The organism is Pseudomonas allii, from assembly GCF_055380095.1.
Map to the genome: position 1 here is coordinate 4079098 of NZ_AP039450.1, position 24525 is coordinate 4103622.

The window sequence follows — 24525 nt, forward strand, 5'->3', positions numbered from 1 at the left end:
TGCGACATATCGTCACTGCATCGTTACTTTTTCGAGCTCAGAGACCTTTGCTCTCTGTTAAGGATTTCCAGCATGACCGAAGCGACAGGACTCATGGCCCACAACTGGGGCTTTGCCATTTTCCTCCTCGGTGTTGTCGGCCTCTGCGCCTTCATGCTCGGTGTTTCCAGCCTCCTCGGGTCAAAAGCCTGGGGCCGCAGCAAAAATGAACCGTTCGAGTCCGGCATGCTGCCTACAGGTGGCGCCCGCTTGCGGCTCTCAGCCAAATTCTATCTGGTCGCGATGCTGTTCGTGATCTTCGATATCGAAGCCCTCTTTCTCTTTGCCTGGTCTGTGTCCGTCCGCGAAAGCGGCTGGACCGGATTCGTCGAAGCCCTCGTTTTCATAGCAATTCTGTTGGCAGGCCTTGTCTACCTATTCCGAGTGGGCGCCCTTGACTGGGCTCCGGAAGCTCGTCGTAAGCGGCAAGCGAAGCTGAAACAATGAGGCTTTGGCGATGCAATACAATCTCACCAGGATCGACCCGGATGCTCCTAACGAGCAGTACCCCATCGGCGAACGGGAAACCGTTTCCGACCCGTTAGAAGACCAAGTCCACAAGAACATCTACATGGGCAAGCTGGAAGACGTGCTGAGTGGCGCGGTCAACTGGGGGCGTAAAAACTCCCTGTGGCCGTACAACTTCGGTCTTTCGTGCTGCTACGTGGAAATGACCACCGCCTTCACGGCGCCCCACGACATCGCGCGCTTTGGCGCCGAAGTTATCCGGGCCTCGCCGCGCCAGGCGGATTTCATGGTTATCGCCGGTACCTGCTTCATCAAGATGGCGCCGATCATCCAGCGTCTCTACGAGCAAATGCTCGAGCCGAAGTGGGTTATCTCCATGGGTTCGTGCGCCAACTCCGGTGGCATGTACGACATCTATTCCGTCGTTCAAGGGGTGGACAAGTTCCTGCCCGTGGACGTCTACGTGCCTGGCTGCCCGCCTCGCCCTGAAGCGTTCCTGCAAGGCTTGATGCTGTTGCAGGAATCGATCGGCAAGGAGCGTCGTCCGCTTTCCTGGGTCGTCGGCGATCAAGGCGTGTACCGCGCCGAGATGCCGTCGCAAAAGGAACAGCGCCGCGAACAGCGTATCGCAGTCACCAACCTGCGCAGCCCCGACGAAGTCTGATCCAGCACCGCTTCTTTTATAGAACGAACACCTGGCTTCATTCTTTACGTTGACCGAAAGCGATAAAAAACCATGACTACAGGCAGTGCTCTGTACATCCCGCCTTATAAGGCAGACGACCAGGATGTGGTCGTCGAACTCAATAACCGTTTTGGCCCTGACGCCTTCACCGCCCAGGCCACGCGCACCGGTATGCCGGTGCTGTGGGTGGCGCGTGCCAAGCTCGTCGAAGTCCTGACCTTCCTGCGCAACCTGCCCAAGCCGTACGTCATGCTCTATGACCTGCATGGCGTGGACGAGCGTCTGCGCACCAAGCGCCAGGGGCTGCCGAGCGGCGCCGATTTCACCGTGTTCTACCACTTGATGTCGCTGGAACGTAACAGCGACGTGATGATCAAGGTCGCCCTGTCGGAAAGCGATCTGAGCATCCCGACCGTGACCGGTATCTGGCCGAACGCCAGCTGGTACGAGCGCGAAGTCTGGGACATGTTCGGCATCGACTTCCCGGGCCACCCGCACCTGACGCGCATCATGATGCCGCCGACCTGGGAAGGTCACCCGCTGCGCAAAGACTTCCCGGCGCGCGCCACCGAATTCGACCCGTTCAGCCTCAACCTCGCCAAGCAACAGCTTGAAGAAGAAGCTGCGCGCTTCCGTCCGGAAGACTGGGGCATGAAGCGCTCCGGCACCAACGAGGACTACATGTTCCTCAACCTGGGCCCGAACCACCCTTCGGCCCACGGTGCCTTCCGTATCATCCTGCAACTGGACGGCGAAGAAATCGTCGACTGCGTGCCGGACATCGGCTACCACCACCGGGGTGCCGAGAAGATGGCCGAGCGCCAGTCGTGGCACAGCTTCATCCCGTACACCGACCGTATCGACTACCTCGGCGGCGTGATGAACAACCTGCCGTACGTGCTCTCGGTCGAGAAGCTGGCCGGTATCAAGGTGCCGGACCGCGTCGACACCATCCGCATCATGATGGCCGAGTTCTTCCGGATCACCAGCCACCTGCTGTTCCTGGGTACTTATATCCAGGACGTCGGCGCCATGACCCCGGTGTTCTTCACCTTCACCGACCGTCAGCGCGCCTATAAGGTCATTGAAGCCATCACCGGCTTCCGCCTGCACCCGGCCTGGTACCGCATCGGCGGTGTGGCCCACGACCTGCCCAATGGCTGGGAACGCCTGGTCAAGGAATTCATCGACTGGATGCCCAAGCGTCTGGACGAGTACCAAAAGGCCGCTTTGGATAACAGCATCCTCAAGGGTCGTACCATCGGCGTCGCGCAGTACAACACCAAGGAAGCCCTGGAATGGGGCGTCACCGGTGCCGGCCTGCGTTCCACCGGCTGCGACTTCGACCTGCGTAAAGCGCGCCCGTACTCGGGCTACGAGAACTTCGAATTCGAAGTCCCGCTGGCGGCCAATGGCGATGCCTACGACCGCTGCATCGTGCGCGTCGAAGAAATGCGCCAGAGCCTGAAGATTATCGAGCAGTGCATGCGCAACATGCCGGCCGGCCCGTACAAGGCGGATCACCCGCTGACCACGCCGCCGCCGAAAGAGCGCACGCTGCAGCACATCGAAACCCTGATCACGCACTTCCTGCAGGTTTCGTGGGGCCCGGTGATGCCGGCCAACGAGTCCTTCCAGATGATCGAAGCGACCAAGGGTATCAACAGTTATTACCTGACGAGCGATGGCGGCACCATGAGCTACCGCACCCGGATCCGTACCCCAAGCTTTGCCCACTTGCAGCAGATCCCTTCGGTGATCAAAGGCGAGATGGTCGCGGACTTGATTGCGTACCTGGGTAGTATCGATTTCGTTATGGCCGACGTGGACCGCTAAGCATGAACAGCACGCTTATCCAGACAGACCGTTTCACCCTCAGTGAAACCGAGCGCTCGGCCATCGAGCACGAGCTGCATCACTACGAAGACCCGCGCGCGGCGTCGATCGAAGCCTTGAAGATCGTCCAGAAGGAACGTGGCTGGGTGCCGGACGGCGCCCTCTATGCCATTGGCGAGATCCTCGGCATCCCTGCCAGCGACGTTGAAGGCGTGGCCACGTTCTACAGCCAGATCTTCCGTCAGCCTGTGGGCCGCCACATCATTCGCGTGTGCGACAGCATGGTCTGCTACATCGGCGGCCACGAATCCGTGGTCAGCGAGATCCAGAACAAGCTGGGCATCGGCCTGGGCCAAACCACCCCGGACGGCCGCTTCACGCTGCTGCCGGTGTGCTGCCTGGGCAACTGCGACAAGGCGCCGGCGTTGATGATCGACGACGACACATTCGGTGACGTGCAGCCTGCTGGCGTGACCCAATTGCTCGAGGGCTACCCATGACCCTTACATCTTTCGGCCCGGCCAACCTGATCAAGCGTTCGCCTGAGACCCACCCGCTGACCTGGCGCCTGCGTGACGATGCCGAGCCGGTATGGCTCGACGAATACCAGGCCAAGAACGGTTACGCCGCCGCGCGCAAAGCCTTCGCCGACATGGCCCAGGACGATATCGTCCAGACCGTGAAAGACGCCGGCCTCAAGGGCCGCGGTGGTGCAGGCTTCCCCACGGGCGTGAAGTGGGGCCTGATGCCCAAGGACGAATCCATCAACATCCGCTACCTGCTGTGCAACGCGGATGAAATGGAGCCGAACACCTGGAAAGACCGCATGCTGATGGAGCAACTGCCCCATCTGCTGATCGAAGGCATGCTGATCAGCGCCCGCGCGCTGAAAACCTACCGGGGCTACATCTTCCTGCGTGGCGAATACACCACCGCCGCCAAGCACCTCAACCGTGCCGTGGAAGAAGCCAAGGCCGCCGGCCTGTTGGGCAAGAACATCCTCGGTTCGGGTTTTGACTTCGAACTGTTCGTGCACACCGGCGCCGGGCGCTACATCTGCGGGGAAGAAACCGCACTGATCAACTCCCTCGAAGGCCGCCGCGCCAACCCGCGCTCCAAGCCGCCCTTCCCTGCCGCCGTGGGCGTGTGGGGCAAGCCGACCTGCGTGAACAACGTCGAGACGCTGTGCAACGTGCCGGCGATCATCGCCGACGGCGTGGACTGGTACAAATCGCTGGCCCGCGAAGGCAGCGAAGACATGGGCACCAAGCTCATGGGCTTCTCCGGCAAGGTCAAGAACCCGGGCCTGTGGGAGCTGCCGTTCGGCGTGACCGCACGCGAGCTGTTCGAGGACTACGCCGGCGGCATGCGCGACGGCTACACCTTGAAAGCCTGGCAGCCAGGCGGCGCCGGTACCGGTTTCCTGTTGCCCGAGCACCTCGACGCACAAATGTATGCCGGCGGCATCGGCAAGGTGGGCACCCGTATGGGTACCGGCCTGGCGATGGCGGTCGACAACACCGTGAACATGGTGTCCTTGCTGCGCAACATGGAGCAGTTCTTTGCCCGCGAGTCCTGCGGCTTCTGCACCCCATGCCGCGACGGCCTGCCATGGAGCGTGAAGCTGCTGATGGCCCTGGAAAACGGCGAAGGCCGCGAGGGTGACATCGAAACCCTGCTGGGTCTGGTCGGTTTCCTCGGCCCAGGCAAGACCTTCTGTGCTCACGCACCGGGCGCCGTGGAGCCATTGGGCAGCGCCATCAAATACTTCCGCTCGGAGTTCGAAGCCGGCATCGCGCCTGTCAGCGCCGCCGTCCCGCCTCTGGCAAGGCCGATCGTAGTCGGCGCGTAACGCTTTAAAAGGCGAAGGGTCCGTGCCCTTCGCTTTCTCATGGGCTGACGCCGTAAAGGCTGTGTTGAGGCCCATGAATAACAAGATTCCATTAGCCACGCCCGCTGACAACGGGCCAACGAAGAACTTTGAACCATGGCCACTATCCACGTAGACGGCAAAGCGCTCGAAGTCGATGGGGCAGACAACCTGTTACAGGCCTGTCTGTCGCTCGGTCTCGATATCCCGTATTTCTGCTGGCACCCCGCGCTTGGTAGCGTCGGGGCTTGCCGCCAGTGTGCGGTCAAGCAGTACACCGACGAGAACGACACCCGTGGTCGTATCGTCATGTCCTGCATGACCCCAGCCACCGACAACACCTGGATCTCCATCGACGATGAAGAATCCAAGGCGTTCCGCGCCAGCGTCGTCGAATGGCTGATGACCAACCACCCCCACGACTGCCCGGTCTGTGAGGAAGGCGGTCACTGCCACCTGCAAGACATGACCGTGATGACCGGCCACAACGAGCGCCGTTATCGCTTCACCAAGCGTACCCACCAGAACCAGGACCTCGGCCCGTTCATTTCCCACGAAATGAACCGCTGCATCGCCTGCTATCGCTGCGTGCGCTTCTATAAGGATTACGCCGGCGGCACCGACCTCGGCGTATTCGGCGCCCACGACAACGTGTACTTCGGTCGTGTTGAAGACGGCGTGCTCGAAAGCGAGTTCTCCGGCAACCTCACCGAGGTCTGCCCGACCGGTGTGTTCACCGACAAGACGCACTCCGAGCGCTACAACCGCAAGTGGGACATGCAGTTCGCCCCGAGCATCTGCCATGGCTGCTCCAGCGGTTGCAACATCTCCCCGGGCGAGCGCTACGGCGAATTGCGCCGCATCGAAAACCGCTTCAACGGCTCGGTCAACCAGTACTTCCTGTGCGACCGTGGCCGTTTCGGCTATGGCTACGTCAACCGCGAAGACCGCCCACGCCAGCCACTGTTGGCCGACGGCGCCAAACTGAGCCTGGACGACGCGCTGGATAAAGCCGCCGACCTGCTGCGCGGGCGCAACATCGTCGGTATCGGTTCGCCGCGCGCCAGCCTCGAAAGCAACTTCGCGTTGCGCGAACTGGTCGGTGCCGAGCACTTCTACAGCGGTATCGAAGCCGGCGAGCTGGAGCGCATCCGCCTGGTCCTGCAAGTGTTGAACGACAGCCCGCTGCCGGTTCCGAACATGCGCGACATCGAAGACCACGACGCGATCTTCGTGCTCGGTGAAGACCTGACCCAGACCGCCGCCCGCATCGCCCTGTCGCTGCGCCAGTCGGTCAAGGGCAAGGCCGAAGACATGGCCGACGCCATGCGCGTCCAGCCCTGGCTCGACGCCGCGGTGAAAAACATCGGCCAGCACGCGCTGAACCCGCTGTTCATTGCAAGCCTGGCTGAAACCAAGCTCGACGACATCGCCGAAGAATGTGTGCACGCAGCGCCGGACGACCTGGCGCGCCTCGGTTTCGCCGTGGCCCACGCCCTGGACGCCAGCGCGCCTGCCGTCGACGGCCTGGACACCGAAGCCGTCGAACTGGCCCAGCGCATTGCCGACGCCCTGCTGGCGGCCAAACGCCCATTGATCATTGCCGGCACCTCGCTGGGTTCCAAGGCGCTGATCGAAGCCGCCGCCAACATCGCCAAGGCCTTGAAGCTGCGCGACAAGAACGGTTCCATCAGCCTGGTGGTGCCAGAGGCCAACAGCCTCGGCCTGGCCATGCTCGGTGGCGAGTCCCTGGACGCTGCCCTGCAAGCGGTGACCGACGGCAAAGCCGACGCCATCGTGGTGCTGGAAAACGACCTGTACACCCGCACCGATGCCGCCAAGGTTGACGCTGCACTGAACGCGGCCAAAGTGCTGATCGTCGCCGATCACCAGAAGACCGCCACCAGCGACCGCGCCCACCTGGTGCTGCCAGCCGCCACCTTCGCCGAAGGCGACGGCACCCTGGTCAGCCAGGAAGGCCGCGCCCAGCGCTTCTTCCAGGTGTTCGATCCGAAGTACATGGATGCCAGCATCCTGGTTCACGAAGGCTGGCGCTGGCTGCATGCCCTGCGCGCGACCCTGCTGAACCAGCCGATCGACTGGACCCAGCTCGACCACGTCACCGCAGCCACCGCCGCCAGCGCCCCGCAACTGGCGCGGATCGTCGACGCTGCACCGTCCGCCTCGTTCCGCATCAAGGGCATGAAACTGGCCCGTGAACCGCTGCGTTACTCCGGTCGTACCGCCATGCGCGCCGACATCAGCGTGCATGAACCGCGTACCCCGCAAGACAACGACACCGCGTTCGCCTTCTCCATGGAAGGTTACTCGGGTTCGGTCGAGCCGCGTCAGCAGGTGCCATTTGCCTGGTCGCCGGGCTGGAACTCGCCGCAGGCCTGGAACAAGTTCCAGGACGAAGTCGGCGGTCACATCCGCGCTGGCGACCCGGGCACCCGCCTGATCGAAAGCACCGGTGATGCGCTGAACTGGTTCGCCGCCGTACCGCGTCCGTTCAACCCGGCCCAGGGCACCTGGCAGGTCGTGCCGTTCTTCCACCTGTTCGGCAGTGAAGAGAACTCTTCCAAGGCCGCGCCGGTTCAAGAGCGCATCCCGCAAGCCTACGTGTCCGTGGCCAAGTCCGAAGCCGACCGCCTGGGCGTCAACGACGGTGCCCTGCTCAGCCTGAACTTGGCCGGCCAGACCCTGCGTCTGCCGCTGCGCATCAACGACGAGTTGGGTGCCGGGCTGGTTGCACTGCCTAAAGGCCTCGCCGGTATCCCGCCTGCGATCTTTGGCAAAACCGTTGACGGTCTGCAGGAGGCAGCGCAATGACCTGGTTCACCCCTGAAGTGATCGACGTGATCATCTCGGTCGTCAAGGCCATCGTGATCCTGTTGGCCGTGGTCGTCGCGGGCGCCCTGCTCAGCTTCGTCGAACGTCGCCTGCTGGGCTGGTGGCAGGACCGCTACGGTCCGAACCGCGTTGGCCCGTTCGGCATGTTCCAGATCGCCGCCGACATGCTGAAAATGTTCTTCAAGGAAGACTGGACCCCGCCGTTTGCCGACAAGGTGATCTTCACCCTGGCACCGGTCGTGGCCATGAGCGCCTTGCTGATCGCCTTCGCGATCATCCCGATCACCCCGACCTGGGGCGTGGCGGACCTGAACATCGGCTTGCTGTTCTTCTTCGCCATGGCCGGTTTGTCGGTCTACGCGGTGCTGTTCGCCGGCTGGTCGAGCAACAACAAGTTCGCCCTGCTGGGCAGCTTGCGGGCCTCGGCCCAGACCGTGTCCTACGAAGTGTTCATGGGCCTCGCGCTGATGGGCATCGTGGTGCAGGTCGGCTCGTTCAACATGCGCGACATCGTCGAGTACCAGGCGCAGAACCTGTGGTTCATCATTCCGCAGTTCTTCGGCTTCTGTACCTTCTTCATCGCTGGCGTGGCCGTGACTCACCGTCACCCGTTCGACCAGCCGGAAGCTGAGCAGGAACTGGCCGACGGTTACCACATCGAATACGCCGGCATGAAATGGGGCATGTTCTTCGTCGGTGAATACATCGGCATCATCTTGATCTCGGCCCTGCTGGTCACGCTGTTCTTCGGCGGCTGGCACGGACCGTTCGGCATCCTGCCGCAGTTGGCGTTCTTCTGGTTCTTCCTGAAGACCGCGTTCTTCATCATGTTGTTTATCCTGCTGCGCGCTTCCATTCCGCGTCCACGATATGACCAGGTGATGGATTTCAGCTGGCGCTTCTGCCTGCCGCTGACCCTGATCAATTTGCTGGTGACTGCTGCCGTGGTGCTGATGCACGCGCCAGCGGCTGCGGTTCAGTGAGGATTTGACCCATGTTCAAATATATTGGCGACATCGTTAAGGGTACCGGTACCCAGTTGCGAAGCCTGGTGATGGTGTTCGGTCACGGCTTTCGCAAACGCGACACCCTGCAATACCCGGAAGAAGCGGTATATCTGCCGCCGCGCTATCGCGGCCGTATCGTACTCACCCGCGACCCCGATGGCGAAGAGCGTTGCGTAGCCTGCAACCTGTGCGCCGTGGCGTGCCCGGTGGGTTGCATCTCCCTGCAGAAAGCTGAAACCGAAGACGGTCGCTGGTACCCGGACTTCTTCCGCATCAACTTCTCGCGCTGCATTTTCTGCGGCCTCTGCGAGGAAGCTTGCCCGACCACCGCGATCCAGCTCACGCCGGATTTCGAGATGGCCGAGTTCAAACGTCAGGACCTGGTATACGAGAAAGAAGACCTGTTGATCTCTGGTCCCGGTAAAAACCCTGATTACAACTTCTATCGTGTTGCAGGTATGGCCGTTGCCGGTAAGCCGAAAGGCGCCGCACAAAACGAAGCCGAGCCGATCAACGTGAAGAGCTTGCTGCCTTAAGGAAGAAAGATGGAATTCGCTTTCTATTTCGCATCGGGTATCGCGGTTGTGTCCACGCTTCGCGTGATCACCAACACCAACCCTGTGCACGCCCTGCTCTACCTGATCATTTCGCTGATCGCCGTGGCCATGACCTTCTTCAGCCTCGGCGCGCCGTTCGCCGGTGTACTGGAAGTGATCGCCTACGCCGGCGCCATCATGGTGCTGTTCGTGTTTGTGGTGATGATGCTCAACCTGGGGCCGGCTTCGGTCGCCCAGGAACGCGTCTGGCTCAAGCCCGGCATCTGGCTCGGCCCGGTTGTCCTGGCAGCCCTGCTGCTGGGTGAACTGCTGTATGTGCTGTTCGCTCACCAGAGCGGCCAGGCCATCGGCCACACCACCGTGGATGCAAAAGCCGTGGGCATCAGCCTGTTCGGCCCGTACCTGCTGGTGGTCGAACTGGCGTCGATGCTGCTGCTCGCTGCAGCCGTCACCGCCTTCCACTTGGGCCGCAACGAAGCCAAGGAGCAATGACGATGCCTGCTATCCCTTTGGAGCATGGTCTGGCGGTCGCCGGCATCCTGTTCTGCCTTGGCCTGGTCGGCCTGATGGTCCGCCGTAACATTCTGTTCGTGTTGATGAGCCTGGAAATCATGATGAACGCCGCGGCACTGGCGTTCATCGTCGCGGGTGCACGTTGGGGCCAGCCGGATGGACAAGTGATGTTCATCCTGGTGATCAGCCTGGCAGCCGCCGAGGCCAGTATTGGCCTGGCGATCCTGCTGCAACTGTATCGTCGCTTCCACACGCTTGATATCGACGCTGCCAGTGAGATGCGCGGATGAACATGATCTTTCTGACTTTCGTATTCCCCCTGATCGGTTTCCTGCTGCTGTCGTTCTCCCGTGGACGCTGGTCGGAAAACCTCTCGGCCCTGGTGGGCGTGGGTTCCATTGGCCTGTCGGCGATCGTCGCCGCCTACGTCATCTGGCAATTCAACGTGGCGCCGCCGGAAGGCGGTCACTACACCCTGGTGCTATGGCAGTGGATGTCGGTGGAGGGCTTCAAGCCCAACTTCGCCCTCTACGTCGACGGCCTGTCGATCACCATGCTCGGCGTGGTGGTGGGCGTGGGCTTCCTGATCCACCTGTTCGCGTCCTGGTACATGCGCGGTGAAGCCGGCTACTCGCGCTTCTTCTCGTACACCAACCTGTTTATCGCCAGCATGCTGTTCCTGGTGCTGGGCGATAACCTGTTGTTCCTGTACTTCGGCTGGGAAGGCGTGGGCCTGTGCTCGTACCTGTTGATCGGTTTCTACTACAGCAACCGCAACAACGGTAACGCAGCCCTCAAGGCCTTTATCGTCACTCGCATCGGCGACGTGTTCATGGCCATCGGCCTGTTCATCCTGTTCCAACAGGTGGGCACGCTGAACATCCAGGAACTGCTGGTGCTGGCACCGCAGAAGTTCCAGGTCGGCGACTTCTGGATCACCCTGGCCACCCTGATGCTGCTGGGCGGTGCCGTGGGTAAATCCGCGCAATTGCCACTGCAAACCTGGCTGGCGGACGCAATGGCCGGTCCTACCCCGGTGTCGGCACTGATCCACGCCGCAACCATGGTGACCGCCGGTGTCTACCTGATCGCACGTACCCACGGCCTGTTCACCCTGGCGCCGGACATCCTGCATCTGGTCGGCATCGTGGGTGGTGTGACCCTGGTCCTGGCTGGCTTTGCTGCCCTGGTACAGACCGACATCAAGCGCATCCTCGCCTACTCGACCATGAGCCAGATCGGCTACATGTTCCTGGCCCTGGGCGTAGGTGCCTGGGACGCGGCGATCTTCCACCTGATGACCCACGCGTTCTTCAAGGCCCTGCTTTTCCTCGCCTCCGGTGCGGTGATCGTGGCCTGCCACCACGAGCAGAACATCTTCAAGATGGGCGGCCTGTGGAAGAAACTGCCACTGGCCTACGCCAGCTTCATCGTTGGTGGTGCCGCCCTGGCCGCCCTGCCGCTGGTGACCGCCGGTTTCTACTCGAAGGACGAAATCCTCTGGGAAGCCTTCGCCAGCGGCAACCAGAACCTGCTGTACGCAGGCCTGGTGGGTGCGTTCATGACCTCGCTGTACACCTTCCGCCTGATCTTCATCACCTTCCACGGTGAAGCCAAGACCGAAGCCCACGCAGGCCACGGTATCTCGCACTGGTTGCCATTGTCGGTACTGATCATCCTGTCGACCTTCGTCGGCGCCATGATCACCCCGCCGCTGCACGGTGTTCTGCCACAAAGCGTCGGTCATGCCGGCGGCGCCGCCCAGCACAGCCTGGAAATCGCCTCGGGCGCCATCGCCATCGCTGGCATCCTGCTGGCGGCCCTGCTGTTCCTCGGCAAGCGTCGCTTCGTGACGGCCGTGGCCAACAGTGGCATTGGCCGCTTCCTGTCGGCCTGGTGGTTCGCCGCCTGGGGCTTCGACTGGATCTACGACAAACTGTTCGTCAAGCCTTACCTCGCCATCAGCCACATTCTGCGCAAAGACCCGCTCGACCAGACCATCGGTCTGATCCCGCGTGCCGCCAAGGCCGGTCACACCGCCCTGAGCCGCAGCGAGACTGGCCAGTTGCGTTGGTACGCTGCTTCCATGGCTGCCGGTGCGGTACTGGTTATTGGCGCCATCGTCGTGGTAGCGGTCTGATTATGAACATTGCCAACTTTGCGAACTTGCGAAAGGAAACGAGCCTGTCATGATTCTGCCCTGGCTAATCCTGATCCCCTTCATCGGCGGCCTGCTCTGCTGGATGGGTGAACGCTTCGGCGCCACCCTCCCCCGCTGGATTGCGTTGCTGACCATGTCCCTGGAACTCGCGCTCGGCCTCTGGCTGTGGGCCCATGGCGACTATTCATTTGCTCCGGCACCGGGTGTCGACCCCACCTTCGCGCTTGAATTCAAGCACGTGTGGATCCAGCGCTTCGGCATCAACGTGCACCTGGCCCTCGACGGCCTGTCGCTGTTGATGATCCTGCTGACCGGCCTGCTGGGTATCCTCTCGGTACTCTGCTCCTGGAAAGAGATCCAGCGTCACGTGGGCTTCTTCCACCTGAACCTGATGTGGATCCTGGGCGGTGTCGTCGGTGTGTTCCTCGCCCTCGACCTGTTCATGTTCTTCTTCTTCTGGGAAATGATGCTGGTGCCGATGTACTTCCTCATCGCGCTCTGGGGTCACAGTTCTTCGGACGGCAAGAAAACCCGGATCTACGCGGCGACCAAGTTCTTCATCTTCACCCAGGCTTCCGGCCTGATCATGTTGGTGGCGATCCTGGGCCTGGTACTGGTCAACTTCAACAACACCGGCGTGATTACCTTCAACTACGCCGACCTGTTGAAGACCAAGATGTCCCTGACCACCGAGTACATCCTGATGCTGGGCTTCTTCATCGCGTTCGCGGTGAAGCTGCCGGTAGTGCCCTTCCACTCCTGGCTGCCTGATGCCCACGCCCAGGCGCCGACGGCCGGTTCCGTGGACCTGGCCGGTATCCTGCTGAAGACGGCGGCCTACGGTCTGCTGCGTTTCGCCCTGCCGCTGTTCCCGAATGCCTCGGCCGAGTTCGCGCCGATCGCCATGACCCTGGGTCTGATCGGGATTTTCTACGGTGCGTTCCTGGCCTTCGCGCAAACCGACATCAAGCGTCTGATTGCCTTCTCGTCCGTTTCCCACATGGGCTTCGTACTGATCGGCATCTACTCCGGCAGCCAACTGGCACTGCAAGGCGCGGTGATCCACATGTTGGCCCACGGTGTCTCGGCCGCTGCCCTCTTTATCCTGAGTGGCCAGTTGTACGAGCGCCTGCACACCCGTGACATGCGTGAAATGGGTGGCGTGTGGTCGCGCATTGCCTACCTGCCGGCGATCAGCCTGTTCTTCGCCGCCGCGTCCCTGGGCTTGCCGGGCACCGGCAACTTCATCGGCGAGTTCCTGATCCTGATGGGTGCCTTCGTGCAAACGCCGTGGATCAGTGCGATTGCTACCTCCGGCCTGGTATTCGGTTCGGTCTACTCGCTGATCATGATCCACCGCGCCTACTTCGGCCCGGCCAAGTCCGACACCGTCCTGCAAGGGATGGATGCTCGCGAACTGATCATGGTGCTCGGCCTGGCGGTATTGCTGATCTACATCGGCGTGTACCCGCAACCGTTCCTGGACACTTCTGCCGCAACGATGCATGGCGTGCAGCAGTGGTTCGGCACCGCCTTCTCTCAACTCGCTTCGGCCCGGTAAGAGCGCTATGGAATTTACGATCCAACACTTTATCGCGCTTGCGCCGCTGCTGATCACCAGCCTCACCATCGTGGTGGTGATGCTGGCGATCGCCTGGCGCCGCAATCACTCGCAAACGTTCCTGCTGTCCTGTGCCGGCCTGAACCTGGCCCTGCTGTCGATCATCCCGGCCCTCAAGGTCGCGCCACTGGCGGTCACGCCATTGATGATGGTCGATGACTTCGCGCTGCTGTACATCGCGCTGATCCTGGTCGCGACCCTGGCCTGCGTCACCCTCGCCCACGCCTACATGGGCGAAGGCGGCACCGGTTACCCAGGCAACAAGGAAGAGCTGTACCTGCTGATCCTGCTGGCGGCGGCCGGTGGCATCGTGCTGGTCAGCGCACAGCACCTGGCCGGCTTGTTCATCGGCCTGGAACTGCTGTCGATCCCGACCTATGGCCTGGTGGCGTATGCCTTCTTCAACAAGCGCTCCCTGGAAGCCGGCATCAAGTACATGGTGTTGTCGGCCGCCGGTTCCGCGTTCCTGTTGTTCGGTATGGCCCTGCTCTACGCCGAAGCCGGCAGCCTGAGCTTCACCGGCATCGGCCACGCGCTGGCCACCACCAGCCTGCCTGCGCCAATCGCCCAACTGGGCCTGGCCATGATGCTGATCGGCCTGGCGTTCAAGCTGTCGCTGGTGCCGTTCCACCTGTGGACCCCGGACGTGTACGAAGGTGCTCCGGCGCCGGTCGCTGCGTTCCTGGCCACCGCGTCGAAGGTTGCCGTGTTTGCGGTGATGGTGCGTTTGTTCCAGATCTCGCCTGCGGCCAACACCGGTGTGCTGAGCAACGTGCTGACCGTGATCGCCATCGCGTCGATCCTGTTCGGTAACCTGCTGGCGCTGACCCAGAACAACCTCAAGCGTCTGCTGGGTTACTCCTCCATCGCTCACTTCGGCTACCTGCTGATCGCCCTGGTGGCGAGCAAAGGCCTGGCCGTGGAAGCCATGGGTGTGTACCTGGTCACCTACGTGATCACCAGCCTCGGCGCGTTCGGCGTGATCACCCTGATGTCCTCGCCGTTCAAAGGCCGTGACGCCGACGCCCTGTACGAGTACCGCGGCCTGTTCTGGCGCCGTCCGTACCTGACCGCCGTACTGACCGTGATGATGCTGTCCCTGGCCGGTATTCCGCTCACGGCGGGCTTCATCGGCAAGTTCTACATCGTCGCCACCGGCGTCGAAGCGCACGAGTGGTGGTTGGTTGCCTCCCTGGTACTGGGCAGCGCCATCGGCGTGTTCTACTACCTGCGCGTGATGGTCACCCTGTACCTGATCGAGCCAAACCTGCGCCGTGTGGATGCCGAACTGCACTGGGAACAGAAGGCAGGCGGTGTGATGCTGCTGGCCATTGCCCTGCTCGCGTTCTTCCTGGGCGTGTACCCACAACCGCTGCTCACCCTGGTGCAGCACGCGGTGTTGGGCGTTTGATCGCTTAGCGGGATGCAGTCAACAAAACGGCGCCTTCGGGCGCCGTTTTGCATTCTGGGCAATGGGGTTCAAACACCCTCTTCAACTCACGGAAATTTCCTCTTCCACTCGCCTACTCATCTGGCATATGCACGCCGAAGCCCGCCGTATGGTGTTTGAGTTTTAGGAAAGTTCCCACAGCCAGGTCACTTGACCATAAGCAGGTGGGCCACCAGACTCTACGTAGTCTACGTACAGAACATGGATGCTCTATTTATCGAACTGCCGGCCTTCGAGCGGCATCGCAAGGACTATCTGAGTGACGAGCTTTTCCAGGGGTTTCAACAAGAGTTGATGAAGAACCCGGAAGCAGGAGATGTGATCGAGGGAACAGGCGGACTGCGCAAAGTTCGCTTCATCGATGAGCGACGCAACAAAGGCAAGCGCGGTGGCCTGCGGGTCATTTACTACTGGTGGTCGGGCGGTACGCAATTCTGGCTGTTCACCCTGTACGGCAAGCACGAACAGGATGACCTGACACCACAGCACAAAAAAGCCCTAAAACACATGCTGGACAGGGAAATCAAAGCGAGAACACATGATGAAACGTGACATCTTTTCCGAACTGGTGGAAGGCTTCGACGCCCTGGCAAACGAACGCCAAGGCAAAGTCACCCTGCGAACCCATAAGGTTCATCTCAATCAACTGGAGCCGCTTACCGCCGAGGAGGTGGTGGCCGTGCGCCAGAAACTCAACCTCTCCCGGTCGGTGTTCGCCATGTACCTGCGCACCAACACCCGCACCCTGGAAAACTGGGAGCAAGGTCGGGCCAAGCCAAATGCCCAGGCTGCCACGCTGATTCGCCTGGTGGCACGTTTTCCTGAGACCGTGGCGCAACTTGCCGCTTTGGGTTGATCTGCAATTGCCTCAAAAAAAAACGCCCCGGACATTCGGGGCGTTTTTCGGTGCATCGCGTCAGAAAGCGATACCGACCTTGAAGCCGTACTCGTTACGCTTGAGCTTGGTGTTGTCGGCCACTTCGGAGTCACCGTCGAGCTTGTACTCGGTGCGGGTGTAGTACAGGCCCGCGACCACCGGCAGGTCACCCTTCTGGTTCATCAGCAGGCTGACTTCGGCGTAGGGGTTGGTGCGGTCCTTGAGGTCGACAGTGTCACTGCCGAAGTCATCCACCTTGAGCTTGGTGCGGCCATCAATGGTACGACGGGCGCCGGCTTCGACACGCAGGGTCATGTCATCGAACTGGTGGTTGTAGCCCAGGGCCGCCTTGGCGAACGGCGATTTGTTGGTGAGCTTCACATCGAGGTCGTTGATCTCTGGCTCGTAGCGCGTCCAGCTGTAGCCACCGCCAACGATCACGTCGACAAAATTGCGCGCATCCAGCGCGGCACGCCAGCCGAGGTCCAGGTCAGCCTGGCCTTCCTTGAGTTTGTTGTCGCTCTTTTCGCCGTACTTGGCTTCGATACCGGCCTGGTAGATAAAGCCGGATTCGGCAGTGAGCTTGTTGCCGAAGTTGTAGAACAGGCCGGCCTCAGGCATGTGGCTCTTGTCGCTCTCGCTGCCGCCTTCGAATTTGAAGTCGTTGTAGCTGCCCAGGATCCCGAAGGTGGAAATCGGGTCGGTGGACGGTGCGGCGAACACCACGGCAGGCGCAGCGACCAGCGCCAGCAGTGAGGAACCCTTGAGGAATTTTCCGAATAGCTTGGACATCGTTTTACATCTCCTTGTCTGGTGAGCAAATTATTCAGGAACCGCTTCGAACCCCGGCGAGCGCCAAAGGTTCGAATTAATTTGCGTTTATTTGGAGGTAAAACGGTTCAGCGAAGGCTCTATCTCGCTATTGCTGGGTAGCGGCCTGGACCAAGCCATCAAGGCATTGCCAAAGCGATACCGAGTACGGCACGCGAATCCCGAAGGTTTCAGTCAGCACCTGCACCACCTCATCGGCACTGCCAAGCATGCGTTTTTCGCTCATCCGGTCCAGGGAGTGGACCGTATAGTGGGTGTTGTTCAGGGTATGGCGCTTGCCCGGCGCCAGGCGAGCGACCTTCAGTTGGCCGACGAATACCGAATCCGGGTGGGTGGAGACGTACCAGTTGCCGATTTCGTAATCGATAGCCGCCTGTACTTGCAGGTCGAACACATACAGGCCACGCCACTCCTCGGCCACTTGGGCCCACAAGGTGTAACTGCCCTGCCCGTCGAACGTCAGGCGATACGGTTCATGGGGCGTGGCCTGCACCGCTTCGGTGTCCAGTTGCAATGGGCTGCTGGGCACCATGCCGCCAAAGCCGACATCGGTGATGTAGCGCACACCGTCCAGGGTCACCAGGCTCAAGCGATGGGTACGCGCCGTACGCGCATCCGGCGGCCCGCCCATCACCACCCGACCGGTGATGCCACGCGCCTCGAAGCCGAGTTCCTGCAGCAACGCCAGGAACATCTGGTTCAGCTCATAGCAATAGCCGCCTCGCCCGTCCAACAGCACTTTCTGTTCGACACTGGGCAGATCGATTGGCACCGGCAGGCGTATCAGGCTCGACAGGTTCTCGAAGGCAAAGCTGCACACATGGCGCAGTTGCAGGTCCTGCAAGGTTTGCAGGGTGGGCGCCGGCGGCGTGTCATAACCCAGGCGTTGCAGGTAGAGGCGGCTATGGGTCAGCAGAGGCATGGCGCAATCCTTGGGCACAGGAAGAAGGCGTCACTATGCCGCGCCCGCATGCAGATTGTCATTTTGAATGAACCTTTTTGAACGCTGCCCTATCCATCTATAACAACACAGGGAGGCAACATGAGTACCGCAAAAATCTACACGATCAATTATCAGCTGCACGGTCAACCGAAAACCTTTGTGGTGCGTGCCGAAGTAATGAACAACGCCGAGGCCTGGCACTGGGCGGCGGTGGATGCCGATATTGCCCATGTGAGTCGCGTGGGACGCGTGGGGCACGAGCAAGTCAAGAAAACCACCCGGCCCTGGGCGGAGAAGTTTGGGATTACGGATGTCACGTGGATTGCACCCAAGTAAGTGAACAGCCCCATCGTACAAGGTGGGGCTTTTAACATCCTCTGCAGTTGACCATTTGCCCATCATGAACAGGGCTAACGCTTCAGTGAAATCAATTCAATTTCACTCGACCCATGCGCTGCCTAAACTACATCCTAATTATTGATTCTAGAAATCAATCTGGCACCTGACCAACCCATCAGGTGTATTCCGGAAATCAGGATGTCAGGCCACAATGAACAGCGAGTTTGCCTTTACCCTCAAAACCCTGCGTTTCGACGAACATTATCAGCCCTCGAAAAACACGCGCATCACCACCAACTTTGCCAACTTGGCCAGGGGCAAAAGTCGCCAGGAGAATCTGCGCAACACATTGAGGATGATCAACAATCGTTTCAATGCGTTGGCGCAGTGGGATAACCCCAAGGGTGATCGCTATCGAGTGGAACTTGATATCGTCTCTGTTGAAATGGACATTGAATCTGAACCGCGTGGCAACGCTATCCCGCTGATTGAAATATTGAAAACGACCATTGTCGATCAACACACCCATGAACGCATCGAGGGGATTGTCGGCAACAACTTCTCCTCCTACGTGCGCGACTACGACTTCAGCGTTGCCTTGTCAGCGCACAACAAGGATCAGACCGAGTTCAGTACACCCGAGAACTTTGGCGACTTGCATGGAAAACTGTTCAAGCACTTCGTCAACTCAAACACGTACAAAGAAAACTTCAAAAAACCGCCGGTGATCTGCCTGAGCGTTTCGAACACCAGGACCTATCATCGGACCGAAAACCAGCATCCTGTACTGGGCTTTGAATACCAACAGGACGCCTACTCCCTGACGGATGATTACTTCAATAAAATGGGGTTGAAGGTTCGCTACTTCATGCCTTCAAACAGTGTTGCGCCGCTGGCCTTTTATTTTTCCGGTGATTTGCTGGCGGATTACAGCAACCTTGAACTCATCAGCACTATCAGCACCATGGACACTTTCCAGAAGATTTACCGGCCCGAGATCTACAATGCCAACTCTGCTGCCGGCAAATCCTACCAACCCAGCTTGAAGCATCAAGACTACTCACTGACGCTGATTGTTTACGATCGAGAAGAACGCAGCCGCCTGGCGATTGAACAGGGAAAGTTTGTAGAAGAGCACTTCATCAAACCCTACCAGGCTGTTCTTCAACAGTGGTCCGCCCACTGCGCGCTTTGACGCTTTAATACTACAAGGTCATCCCTGATGAAAAAGTTGTTACCTACTTCGACCGCCGGCAGTTTGCCTAAACCTTCCTGGCTGGCTCAACCTGAAACACTGTGGTCGCCCTGGAAACTGCAAGATGAGGCATTGACCGAGGGCAAACACGACGCCTTGCGTTTGTCCCTGCAGGAACAACAACACGCGGGCATTGATATCGTCAGTGATGGCGAACAGACGCGCCAACACTTTGTGACGACGTTTATTGAACACCTCAGCGGTGTTGATTTCGAGAAACGCGAGACCGTGCGAATTCGTGATCGCTACGACGCAAGCGTGCCAACAGTCGTAGGGGCTGTTTCTCGCCAGAAGCCGGTGTTTGTTGAAGACGCCAAGTTCTTGCGCCAGCAAACCAAGCAACCCATCAAGTGGGCGCTGCCTGGCCCGATGACGATGATCGATACGCTGTACGACAACCATTACAAGAGCCGTGAAAAGCTCGCCTGGGAATTCGCCAAAATCCTCAACCAGGAAGCCCTTGAATTAGAAGCCGCCGGGGTGGACATCATCCAATTCGATGAGCCCGCCTTCAACGTGTTCTTTGATGAAGTGAACGACTGGGGCGTGGCCACCCTGGAGAGGGCCATTGAAGGCCTCAAATGTGAAACCGCCGTGCATATTTGCTACGGCTACGGCATCAAAGCCAATACCGACTGGAAAAAGACGCTGGGGTCAGAGTGGCGTCAATATGAAGAAGCCTTCCCAAAGCTGCAGCAATCCAGTATCGATATCGTCTCGCTGGAATGTCACAACTCCCATGTGCCCATGGAGCTGATTGAACTTATCCGCGGCAAAAAAGTGATGGTCGGGGCCATCGACGTGGCCAGCCACACCATCGAAACACCCGAGGAAGTCGCCAACACCCTGAGAAAAGCATTGCAGTTTGTCGATGCCGACAAGCTCTACCCTTGCACGAACTGTGGCATGGCGCCGCTACCTCGGCACATCGCCAGGGGCAAGCTGAATGCGTTGAGTGCCGGCGCAGCCATTGTCCGAAACGAACTCTCGAACCCGTACTGAGAATGCGCAAGGCCTGACGATGTCAGGCCTTGCTTGGCGCATTCGCACGCCCCCTATTCAGGACCGCCTATGTCACCTCCCATCGAGCCCTTGCGCTTTCGAGAAGCCCTCGGGCACTACGCGTCCGGTATCACGGTGATTACCTCCCACGTTGATGGCGAACCGATCGGCTTCACTTGCCAGTCGTTCTACAGCGTGTCAATGAGCCCGCCGCTGGTGTCATTCAGCGTCATGTCCAATTCGGCCAGCTATCCCAGGATTCGCCAGGCCGGCCGGTTCGCCGTCAATATCCTGTCCGGCGAGCAGGTCGGGATTTCCAACCAGTTCGCTCGGCGAGGCACAGACAAGTGGCACGGCGTGGAGTGGCAGGGATCACCACTGGGCAATCCACTCATTGCCGGCAGCCTGCTCTGGCTGGATTGCGAAATTCACGCCGAACACGCCGCGGGTGACCATCTGATCGTGATCGGCGAAGTGAAAGCCTTGAACCTGCATGAGGCGACTGCTTCACAGCCATTGCTGTATTTCAAAGGGCAGTATCGCGACCTCGCCACGCACGATGGGTGTCGGCAAGAATGAGCCGCGAGCACTGTGGCCGGATCAAGTCTTCAAATCTCCCAGCGGATCGTAAGGCGGTTTGCGCTCGTCCTTGCCGGTGTTTTTCTTATCCAACGGCGCGATAGCCGGGCCAATGGGGTCTACCTGCGGATCCGATACATCCGGTGAATCCGGATCAAACCCCAGTTCATCCTGACCACTGGAATGCTCACCCGAAGCCGGGCCTTTCGCTGTGTCACTCACGGCGTTCTCCTCATTTAAAGTGGGCGAGCCTTGTCATGGAGGCTTTCAAGGTCTTCCTCGACGCGCTCAACGTCGTCGTCCTGACGCTCCGCCGGGTCGTTGGGGCGTAACGCATCGTTGTCGCGCTCCTCCTCTCCGGGTGTGCGGTCAGGGTTCGGGGTGCCGGGCGGTGGTTGCTTGTATTCGGGCATGATGGCTTACCTCAAAGGGTCTACATCAATTTAGAGAAACCGCCGTGCGGCATCGTTCAACTTGTTTGCCCAAGCGTGCGATGATGCCGGCCCCCTCTGGAGAGATGTCCCGGATGTTCGAACTCAAACCCTGCGACCCCGTCACCTTCCGTCAACAGACCCGGCGCAGCACGCTGATCGTGGCCGTGTTGTTCGTCGCCCTGGCGATGCTGCTGTCGAGCCTGGCGGTGATGCTGTTCGGCGAGCCCGGCGGTGACAATTTCCGCTTCAATGTCGGCGGGGTGTTCGCCGGGGTGCTGATCACCCTGGCCCTGGTGCGTGGCCCGTTCTGGACCCAGGCGTGGCTGGCGCCGGCGGTGTATGGCTGGCAGCTCAAGCGCAGCCTGATGAGCGTGACCAATGTGATGCACAAGGTCACCGAGCGGGTACAGGCCAATGACCCGACGGCGATCAAGGTGCTGCGCTTCTACCACTTGGGCCTGACGCAGATGCATGAGCTGGACGCCAACTCCAGCGCCCAGGTGCAGTTGCTGGCTGAGGTCGAGGCGCACAAGGCCAGGATGCAGGCGCTGGGGATCGACACCGAACAAACCCGTCTCGACCCCGCCTGGCTGGCAGCCTTATCCAGCACGCCTGCGAAGGTTTCTTGAGAGGACAGGTACAACCTCACTTCATCCGTTGGATTTTTTTGCGCGCCAGCAGAACACCGCGCTCAAGGCAATGGCTGCACCTGCCAGGCCAAACACCCACGACGCCGAAGCGATCGGCAACAGCAGGCCGGCAAGCAAGGGGCCGAGGCCGGCGCCGATATCGCGCCACACGGCATTCGAGGCCAAGGCCGACACCCGCATCGACCCGGGGTTGCGCTCCGCTACCAGGGTGGTCACCAGCGGCAGTTGCAACGCACGTAACACCAGCACCGCCGCCGCGCCGACAATCACCCAGTAACTGCCGAACGCCGTCAGGGCCAGGGCACTCAGGAACGAAAATAGCAGCAGCATCGAGGTGGCACCAAAACGCTGGGCCGCTCGGCCGCCCAGCGGGCTCAGGAGCATTTCCGAGACATAACGCAGCGCCATCAGGCCCCCGGCGATCAGCACCGCATCCCCGCCCAGCAGCTTCTGCGCCTGGATCGACAGGCCGAAGATAAACAGCCCGTCCAGCGCCACGCCCTCGATAAACGACCACACCGCCACACTGTCCGGCCATTTGAAGCGTCGTCCCGGTGTGCTGTGCAAATCATGCCCGACCGCAGGCAAGCCGCGCGCCATCCACACACCCACCAGGCAACACCCGGCCAGAATCAGAAAGATAGGACGCGGCCCGGCCCACAGCGTCAGCCAGCCGCCCAGGGGCAGCGCCAGCATCGGCCCCAGGGCGATCAACGCCCGCGAGCGCCCAGCGCGGCGGGCGGCACCGGCGGGCTCCGAGGTGGCCAGCACTTGTGTCGACAGGTTCAACGCGGCAAAACACAGGCCCCACACCAGGCGCAGGCAGAGCAATGCGGCAAACCCGGACAACATCGAGTTGCCCACCGCACACAAGGTCGCGGCGCCGGCGGCGATCATGCAGGTCAGGCGGTCGCCGTTGCGTGCGTAGAAATTGAGCACATGCCGGTAGCCGAAAATCCGCACCAGGCGGTTGGCGGCCAGCAACACCCCAGCCTGGGCCAGGGTGATGCCGAACGCCTGGGATTCCATGGGCAACAGCAGGTAGAGCAACACGTCACTGGGCAGGCATAAAGCCAGAGTCAAAGCGGCGCGGCGGGAATGAGTATCAGCGGTGCGGAGGGCCAGGCTGGACATAAATCTGAAACATCCCGAAATATTCAGGTCGCCACGGTAGCGTTAATCAGACCTTTTTCCCATAGGGCACCAAACGCAAACCACTGGCCACGGCGCCCACCAGTGCAAACCCGCAGCCCAGCCACAGCGCATAGTGCGGGCCGCTGCCCACGGACAGGTGAAAACACAGGGCCACCAGCGAAGCGCCCAGCGTCTGGCCCAACAGGCGCGAAATCGCCACGATGCCGCTCGCCCCACCGCTGCGGACCAAGGGTGCGCTGGTCATCAACGCCTTGAGGTTGGGTGACTGGAAAAACCCGAACCCGGCCCCGCACAGCGCCATGCGCCAGCCGATATCAAATGCCGAGGCGCCGCTGCCCAGGGTGGCCAACGCAGCCATCCCCACGCTGAGCATCAACAGGCCAATGCCGCACAGGACGCCCAGGGACACACGGTCCGCCAGGCGCCCCGCGACCAGCGCCATCACCGCCACCACCGCCGGCCATGGTGTCATCAGGAAACCGGTTTCCACCTGGGTGTGGCCAAGCACCGCCTGCAACAAAAACGGCAGCGACACAAAGGCCAGGCCCTGGGCGCTGAAGGCACACACAGCGGTCAAGGAAGACAGGGCAAACACCGGGCGCTTGAACAGGTCCAGCGCCAGCATCGGTGCCGGGTGCCCGGCCTGGCGTCGCAACAGCAGCACGCCGCAGACCAGCGCCACGGCAATCAGACCCAGCGTCAGCGCGCCCTGGGCACCGTGCACCGCCGTGCCCAGGCCCAGCACCAGCAGGGCGAACAGCCCGGCGCACAGTACGGCGGCAAGACGGTCGAAGGCATGCCCGGTCATCGGCAGGGTCGGCAACGAGCGCAGACCCAGCCCCAAGGCCAGCAGCCCCAGCGGCACGTTGATCAGATACAACCAGTGCCAGGTCGCCACCGACAGGATCGCCGATGCCGCCGTCGGCCCCAGCGTGAACGCCAGCCCCACCACCAACGAGTTGTAGCCCAACCCGCGCCCGAGCATTTTTGACGGGTAGATATGCCGCAGCAACGCCGTGTTCACGCTCATGATCGCCGCCGCCCCCAGCCCCTGCGCCACCCGCGCAGCGGTCAGGGTGACCAGCGACCCGGCCAACCCGCAAAACAGCGACGACACAATAAACAGCAGCAACCCGCCAAGGTACACCCGCCGATGCCCCAGCACATCGCTGAGCGACGCAAAAGGCAGCACCGTGGCGATGATCGCCAACTGGTAGGCATTGACCACCCAGATCACCGAGGCGGAATCGGTGCCGATCCCCTCGGCCAGGGTGGGCAATGCCGTGTTGACGATGGCCGTGTCCAGAGTCGCCATGCCGATCCCCAGGGAGATCGCGATCACGGCCGGCAGGCGTTTATTGAGGGGCAACCCATCGGCAACAGAAGACATGAATAATCCG

26 protein-coding genes are annotated in these 24525 nt (G+C 60.8%); 20 read left to right on the top strand and 6 right to left on the bottom strand.

Features of this window, described 5'->3' with window-relative positions; translation table 11 throughout:
- Positions 1-72: 72 nt before the first annotated feature.
- From ACZ445_RS18480 to ACZ445_RS18550, 15 genes are all read left to right on the top strand, one after another.
- Positions 73-486 (top strand): NADH-quinone oxidoreductase subunit A, encoded by a 414-nt coding sequence (locus ACZ445_RS18480; RefSeq protein ID WP_003219575.1) that lies wholly within the window; start codon positions 73-75, stop codon positions 484-486.
- A 10-nt stretch (positions 487-496) separates the two neighbouring features.
- Positions 497-1171, top strand: coding sequence for a NuoB/complex I 20 kDa subunit family protein (locus ACZ445_RS18485; RefSeq protein ID WP_003174719.1), 675 nt, complete (start codon positions 497-499; stop codon positions 1169-1171).
- Between the two features lie 72 nt (positions 1172-1243).
- Positions 1244-3028: an NADH-quinone oxidoreductase subunit C/D gene (nuoC, locus tag ACZ445_RS18490; RefSeq protein WP_033896875.1), complete on the top strand. Its 1785-nt coding sequence runs from the start codon at positions 1244-1246 to the stop codon at positions 3026-3028.
- A gap of 2 nt (positions 3029-3030) precedes the next feature.
- Positions 3031-3528: an NADH-quinone oxidoreductase subunit NuoE gene (nuoE, locus tag ACZ445_RS18495; protein WP_003174721.1), complete on the top strand. Its 498-nt coding sequence runs from the start codon at positions 3031-3033 to the stop codon at positions 3526-3528.
- Positions 3525-4880, top strand: coding sequence for an NADH-quinone oxidoreductase subunit NuoF (gene nuoF / locus ACZ445_RS18500; protein ID WP_310863742.1), 1356 nt, complete (start codon positions 3525-3527; stop codon positions 4878-4880). The genes nuoE and nuoF overlap by 4 nt, the downstream gene beginning before the upstream one ends.
- A 135-nt stretch (positions 4881-5015) precedes the next feature.
- Positions 5016-7730 (top strand): NADH-quinone oxidoreductase subunit NuoG, encoded by a 2715-nt coding sequence (nuoG, locus tag ACZ445_RS18505; protein ID WP_464707427.1) that lies wholly within the window; start codon positions 5016-5018, stop codon positions 7728-7730.
- Complete coding sequence (nuoH, locus tag ACZ445_RS18510) at positions 7727-8734, top strand: NADH-quinone oxidoreductase subunit NuoH (RefSeq protein WP_058425021.1); 1008 nt, start codon at positions 7727-7729, stop codon at positions 8732-8734. Before nuoG ends, nuoH begins: the two co-directional genes overlap by 4 nt.
- 11 nt (positions 8735-8745) lie before the next feature.
- Positions 8746-9294 carry an NADH-quinone oxidoreductase subunit NuoI gene (nuoI, locus tag ACZ445_RS18515; RefSeq protein WP_003174725.1) on the top strand — a complete coding sequence of 183 codons (549 nt, stop codon included), beginning with the start codon at positions 8746-8748 and terminating at the stop codon, positions 9292-9294.
- A 9-nt stretch (positions 9295-9303) separates the two neighbouring features.
- Positions 9304-9807 (top strand): NADH-quinone oxidoreductase subunit J, encoded by a 504-nt coding sequence (gene nuoJ / locus ACZ445_RS18520; protein WP_016974048.1) that lies wholly within the window; start codon positions 9304-9306, stop codon positions 9805-9807.
- A 2-nt stretch (positions 9808-9809) separates the two neighbouring features.
- Complete coding sequence (nuoK, locus tag ACZ445_RS18525; RefSeq protein ID WP_003174727.1) at positions 9810-10118, top strand: NADH-quinone oxidoreductase subunit NuoK; 309 nt, start codon at positions 9810-9812, stop codon at positions 10116-10118.
- Complete coding sequence (gene nuoL / locus ACZ445_RS18530; protein WP_058425022.1) at positions 10115-11968, top strand: NADH-quinone oxidoreductase subunit L; 1854 nt, start codon at positions 10115-10117, stop codon at positions 11966-11968. The genes nuoK and nuoL overlap by 4 nt, the downstream gene beginning before the upstream one ends.
- A 49-nt stretch (positions 11969-12017) precedes the next feature.
- Entirely contained in the window at positions 12018-13550 is a 1533-nt protein-coding gene (gene nuoM / locus ACZ445_RS18535) for an NADH-quinone oxidoreductase subunit M (RefSeq protein ID WP_464707428.1), read from the top strand.
- Positions 13551-13557: 7 nt separating this feature from the next.
- Positions 13558-15021, top strand: coding sequence for an NADH-quinone oxidoreductase subunit NuoN (gene nuoN / locus ACZ445_RS18540; protein WP_058425023.1), 1464 nt, complete (start codon positions 13558-13560; stop codon positions 15019-15021).
- A gap of 240 nt (positions 15022-15261) precedes the next feature.
- Positions 15262-15612: a type II toxin-antitoxin system RelE/ParE family toxin gene (locus ACZ445_RS18545; RefSeq protein WP_179029759.1), complete on the top strand. Its 351-nt coding sequence runs from the start codon at positions 15262-15264 to the stop codon at positions 15610-15612.
- Positions 15602-15916, top strand: a complete 315-nt coding sequence (locus ACZ445_RS18550; RefSeq protein ID WP_058425056.1) for a helix-turn-helix domain-containing protein — start codon at positions 15602-15604, stop codon at positions 15914-15916. The genes ACZ445_RS18545 and ACZ445_RS18550 overlap by 11 nt, the downstream gene beginning before the upstream one ends.
- 60 nt (positions 15917-15976) lie before the next feature.
- On the opposite strand, the gene ACZ445_RS18555 is transcribed toward ACZ445_RS18550, so the two are convergent.
- Entirely contained in the window at positions 15977-16729 is a 753-nt protein-coding gene (locus ACZ445_RS18555; RefSeq protein ID WP_058425025.1) for an outer membrane beta-barrel protein, read from the bottom strand.
- 127 nt (positions 16730-16856) lie between these two features.
- Positions 16857-17690: an arylamine N-acetyltransferase family protein gene (locus tag ACZ445_RS18560; RefSeq protein ID WP_058425026.1), complete on the bottom strand. Its 834-nt coding sequence runs from the start codon at positions 17688-17690 to the stop codon at positions 16857-16859.
- Positions 17691-17810: 120 nt separating this feature from the next.
- Between ACZ445_RS18560 and ACZ445_RS18565 the strand changes: the two genes are divergently transcribed.
- The 4 genes from ACZ445_RS18565 to ACZ445_RS18580 all read left to right on the top strand — a co-directional run bounded on the left by ACZ445_RS18565 (position 17811) and on the right by ACZ445_RS18580 (position 20886).
- On the top strand, positions 17811-18047 hold the full coding sequence (locus tag ACZ445_RS18565; RefSeq protein ID WP_058425027.1) for a DUF6555 family protein: 237 nt from the start codon (positions 17811-17813) through the stop codon (positions 18045-18047).
- Between the two features lie 214 nt (positions 18048-18261).
- The gene (locus tag ACZ445_RS18570; protein ID WP_179029760.1) at positions 18262-19245 is read left to right on the top strand and encodes a DUF1852 domain-containing protein; all 984 of its coding nucleotides are present in this window, start codon (positions 18262-18264) and stop codon (positions 19243-19245) included.
- Between the two features lie 27 nt (positions 19246-19272).
- The gene (locus ACZ445_RS18575; RefSeq protein ID WP_058425029.1) at positions 19273-20307 is read left to right on the top strand and encodes a methionine synthase; all 1035 of its coding nucleotides are present in this window, start codon (positions 19273-19275) and stop codon (positions 20305-20307) included.
- 69 nt (positions 20308-20376) lie between these two features.
- Positions 20377-20886, top strand: coding sequence for a flavin reductase family protein (locus ACZ445_RS18580; protein ID WP_058425030.1), 510 nt, complete (start codon positions 20377-20379; stop codon positions 20884-20886).
- Positions 20887-20907: 21 nt separating this feature from the next.
- Here the strand turns inward: ACZ445_RS18580 and ACZ445_RS18585 are convergent, their stop codons facing one another.
- Positions 20908-21108, bottom strand: coding sequence for a DUF6021 family protein (locus ACZ445_RS18585; RefSeq protein ID WP_058425031.1), 201 nt, complete (start codon positions 21106-21108; stop codon positions 20908-20910).
- A gap of 14 nt (positions 21109-21122) precedes the next feature.
- Entirely contained in the window at positions 21123-21299 is a 177-nt protein-coding gene (locus ACZ445_RS18590) for a hypothetical protein (RefSeq protein WP_165447912.1), read from the bottom strand.
- A gap of 113 nt (positions 21300-21412) precedes the next feature.
- Here ACZ445_RS18590 and ACZ445_RS18595 point away from each other — a divergent pair, with 113 nt between their 5' ends.
- Complete coding sequence (locus tag ACZ445_RS18595) at positions 21413-21949, top strand: DUF3087 family protein (RefSeq protein WP_058425032.1); 537 nt, start codon at positions 21413-21415, stop codon at positions 21947-21949.
- Positions 21950-21970: 21 nt separating this feature from the next.
- Here the strand turns inward: ACZ445_RS18595 and ACZ445_RS18600 are convergent, their stop codons facing one another.
- Positions 21971-23104 carry an MFS transporter gene (locus tag ACZ445_RS18600; RefSeq protein WP_464707429.1) on the bottom strand — a complete coding sequence of 378 codons (1134 nt, stop codon included), beginning with the start codon at positions 23102-23104 and terminating at the stop codon, positions 21971-21973.
- A gap of 46 nt (positions 23105-23150) precedes the next feature.
- Complete coding sequence (locus ACZ445_RS18605; protein WP_058425034.1) at positions 23151-24515, bottom strand: MFS transporter; 1365 nt, start codon at positions 24513-24515, stop codon at positions 23151-23153.
- Positions 24516-24525: the final 10 nt, after the last annotated feature.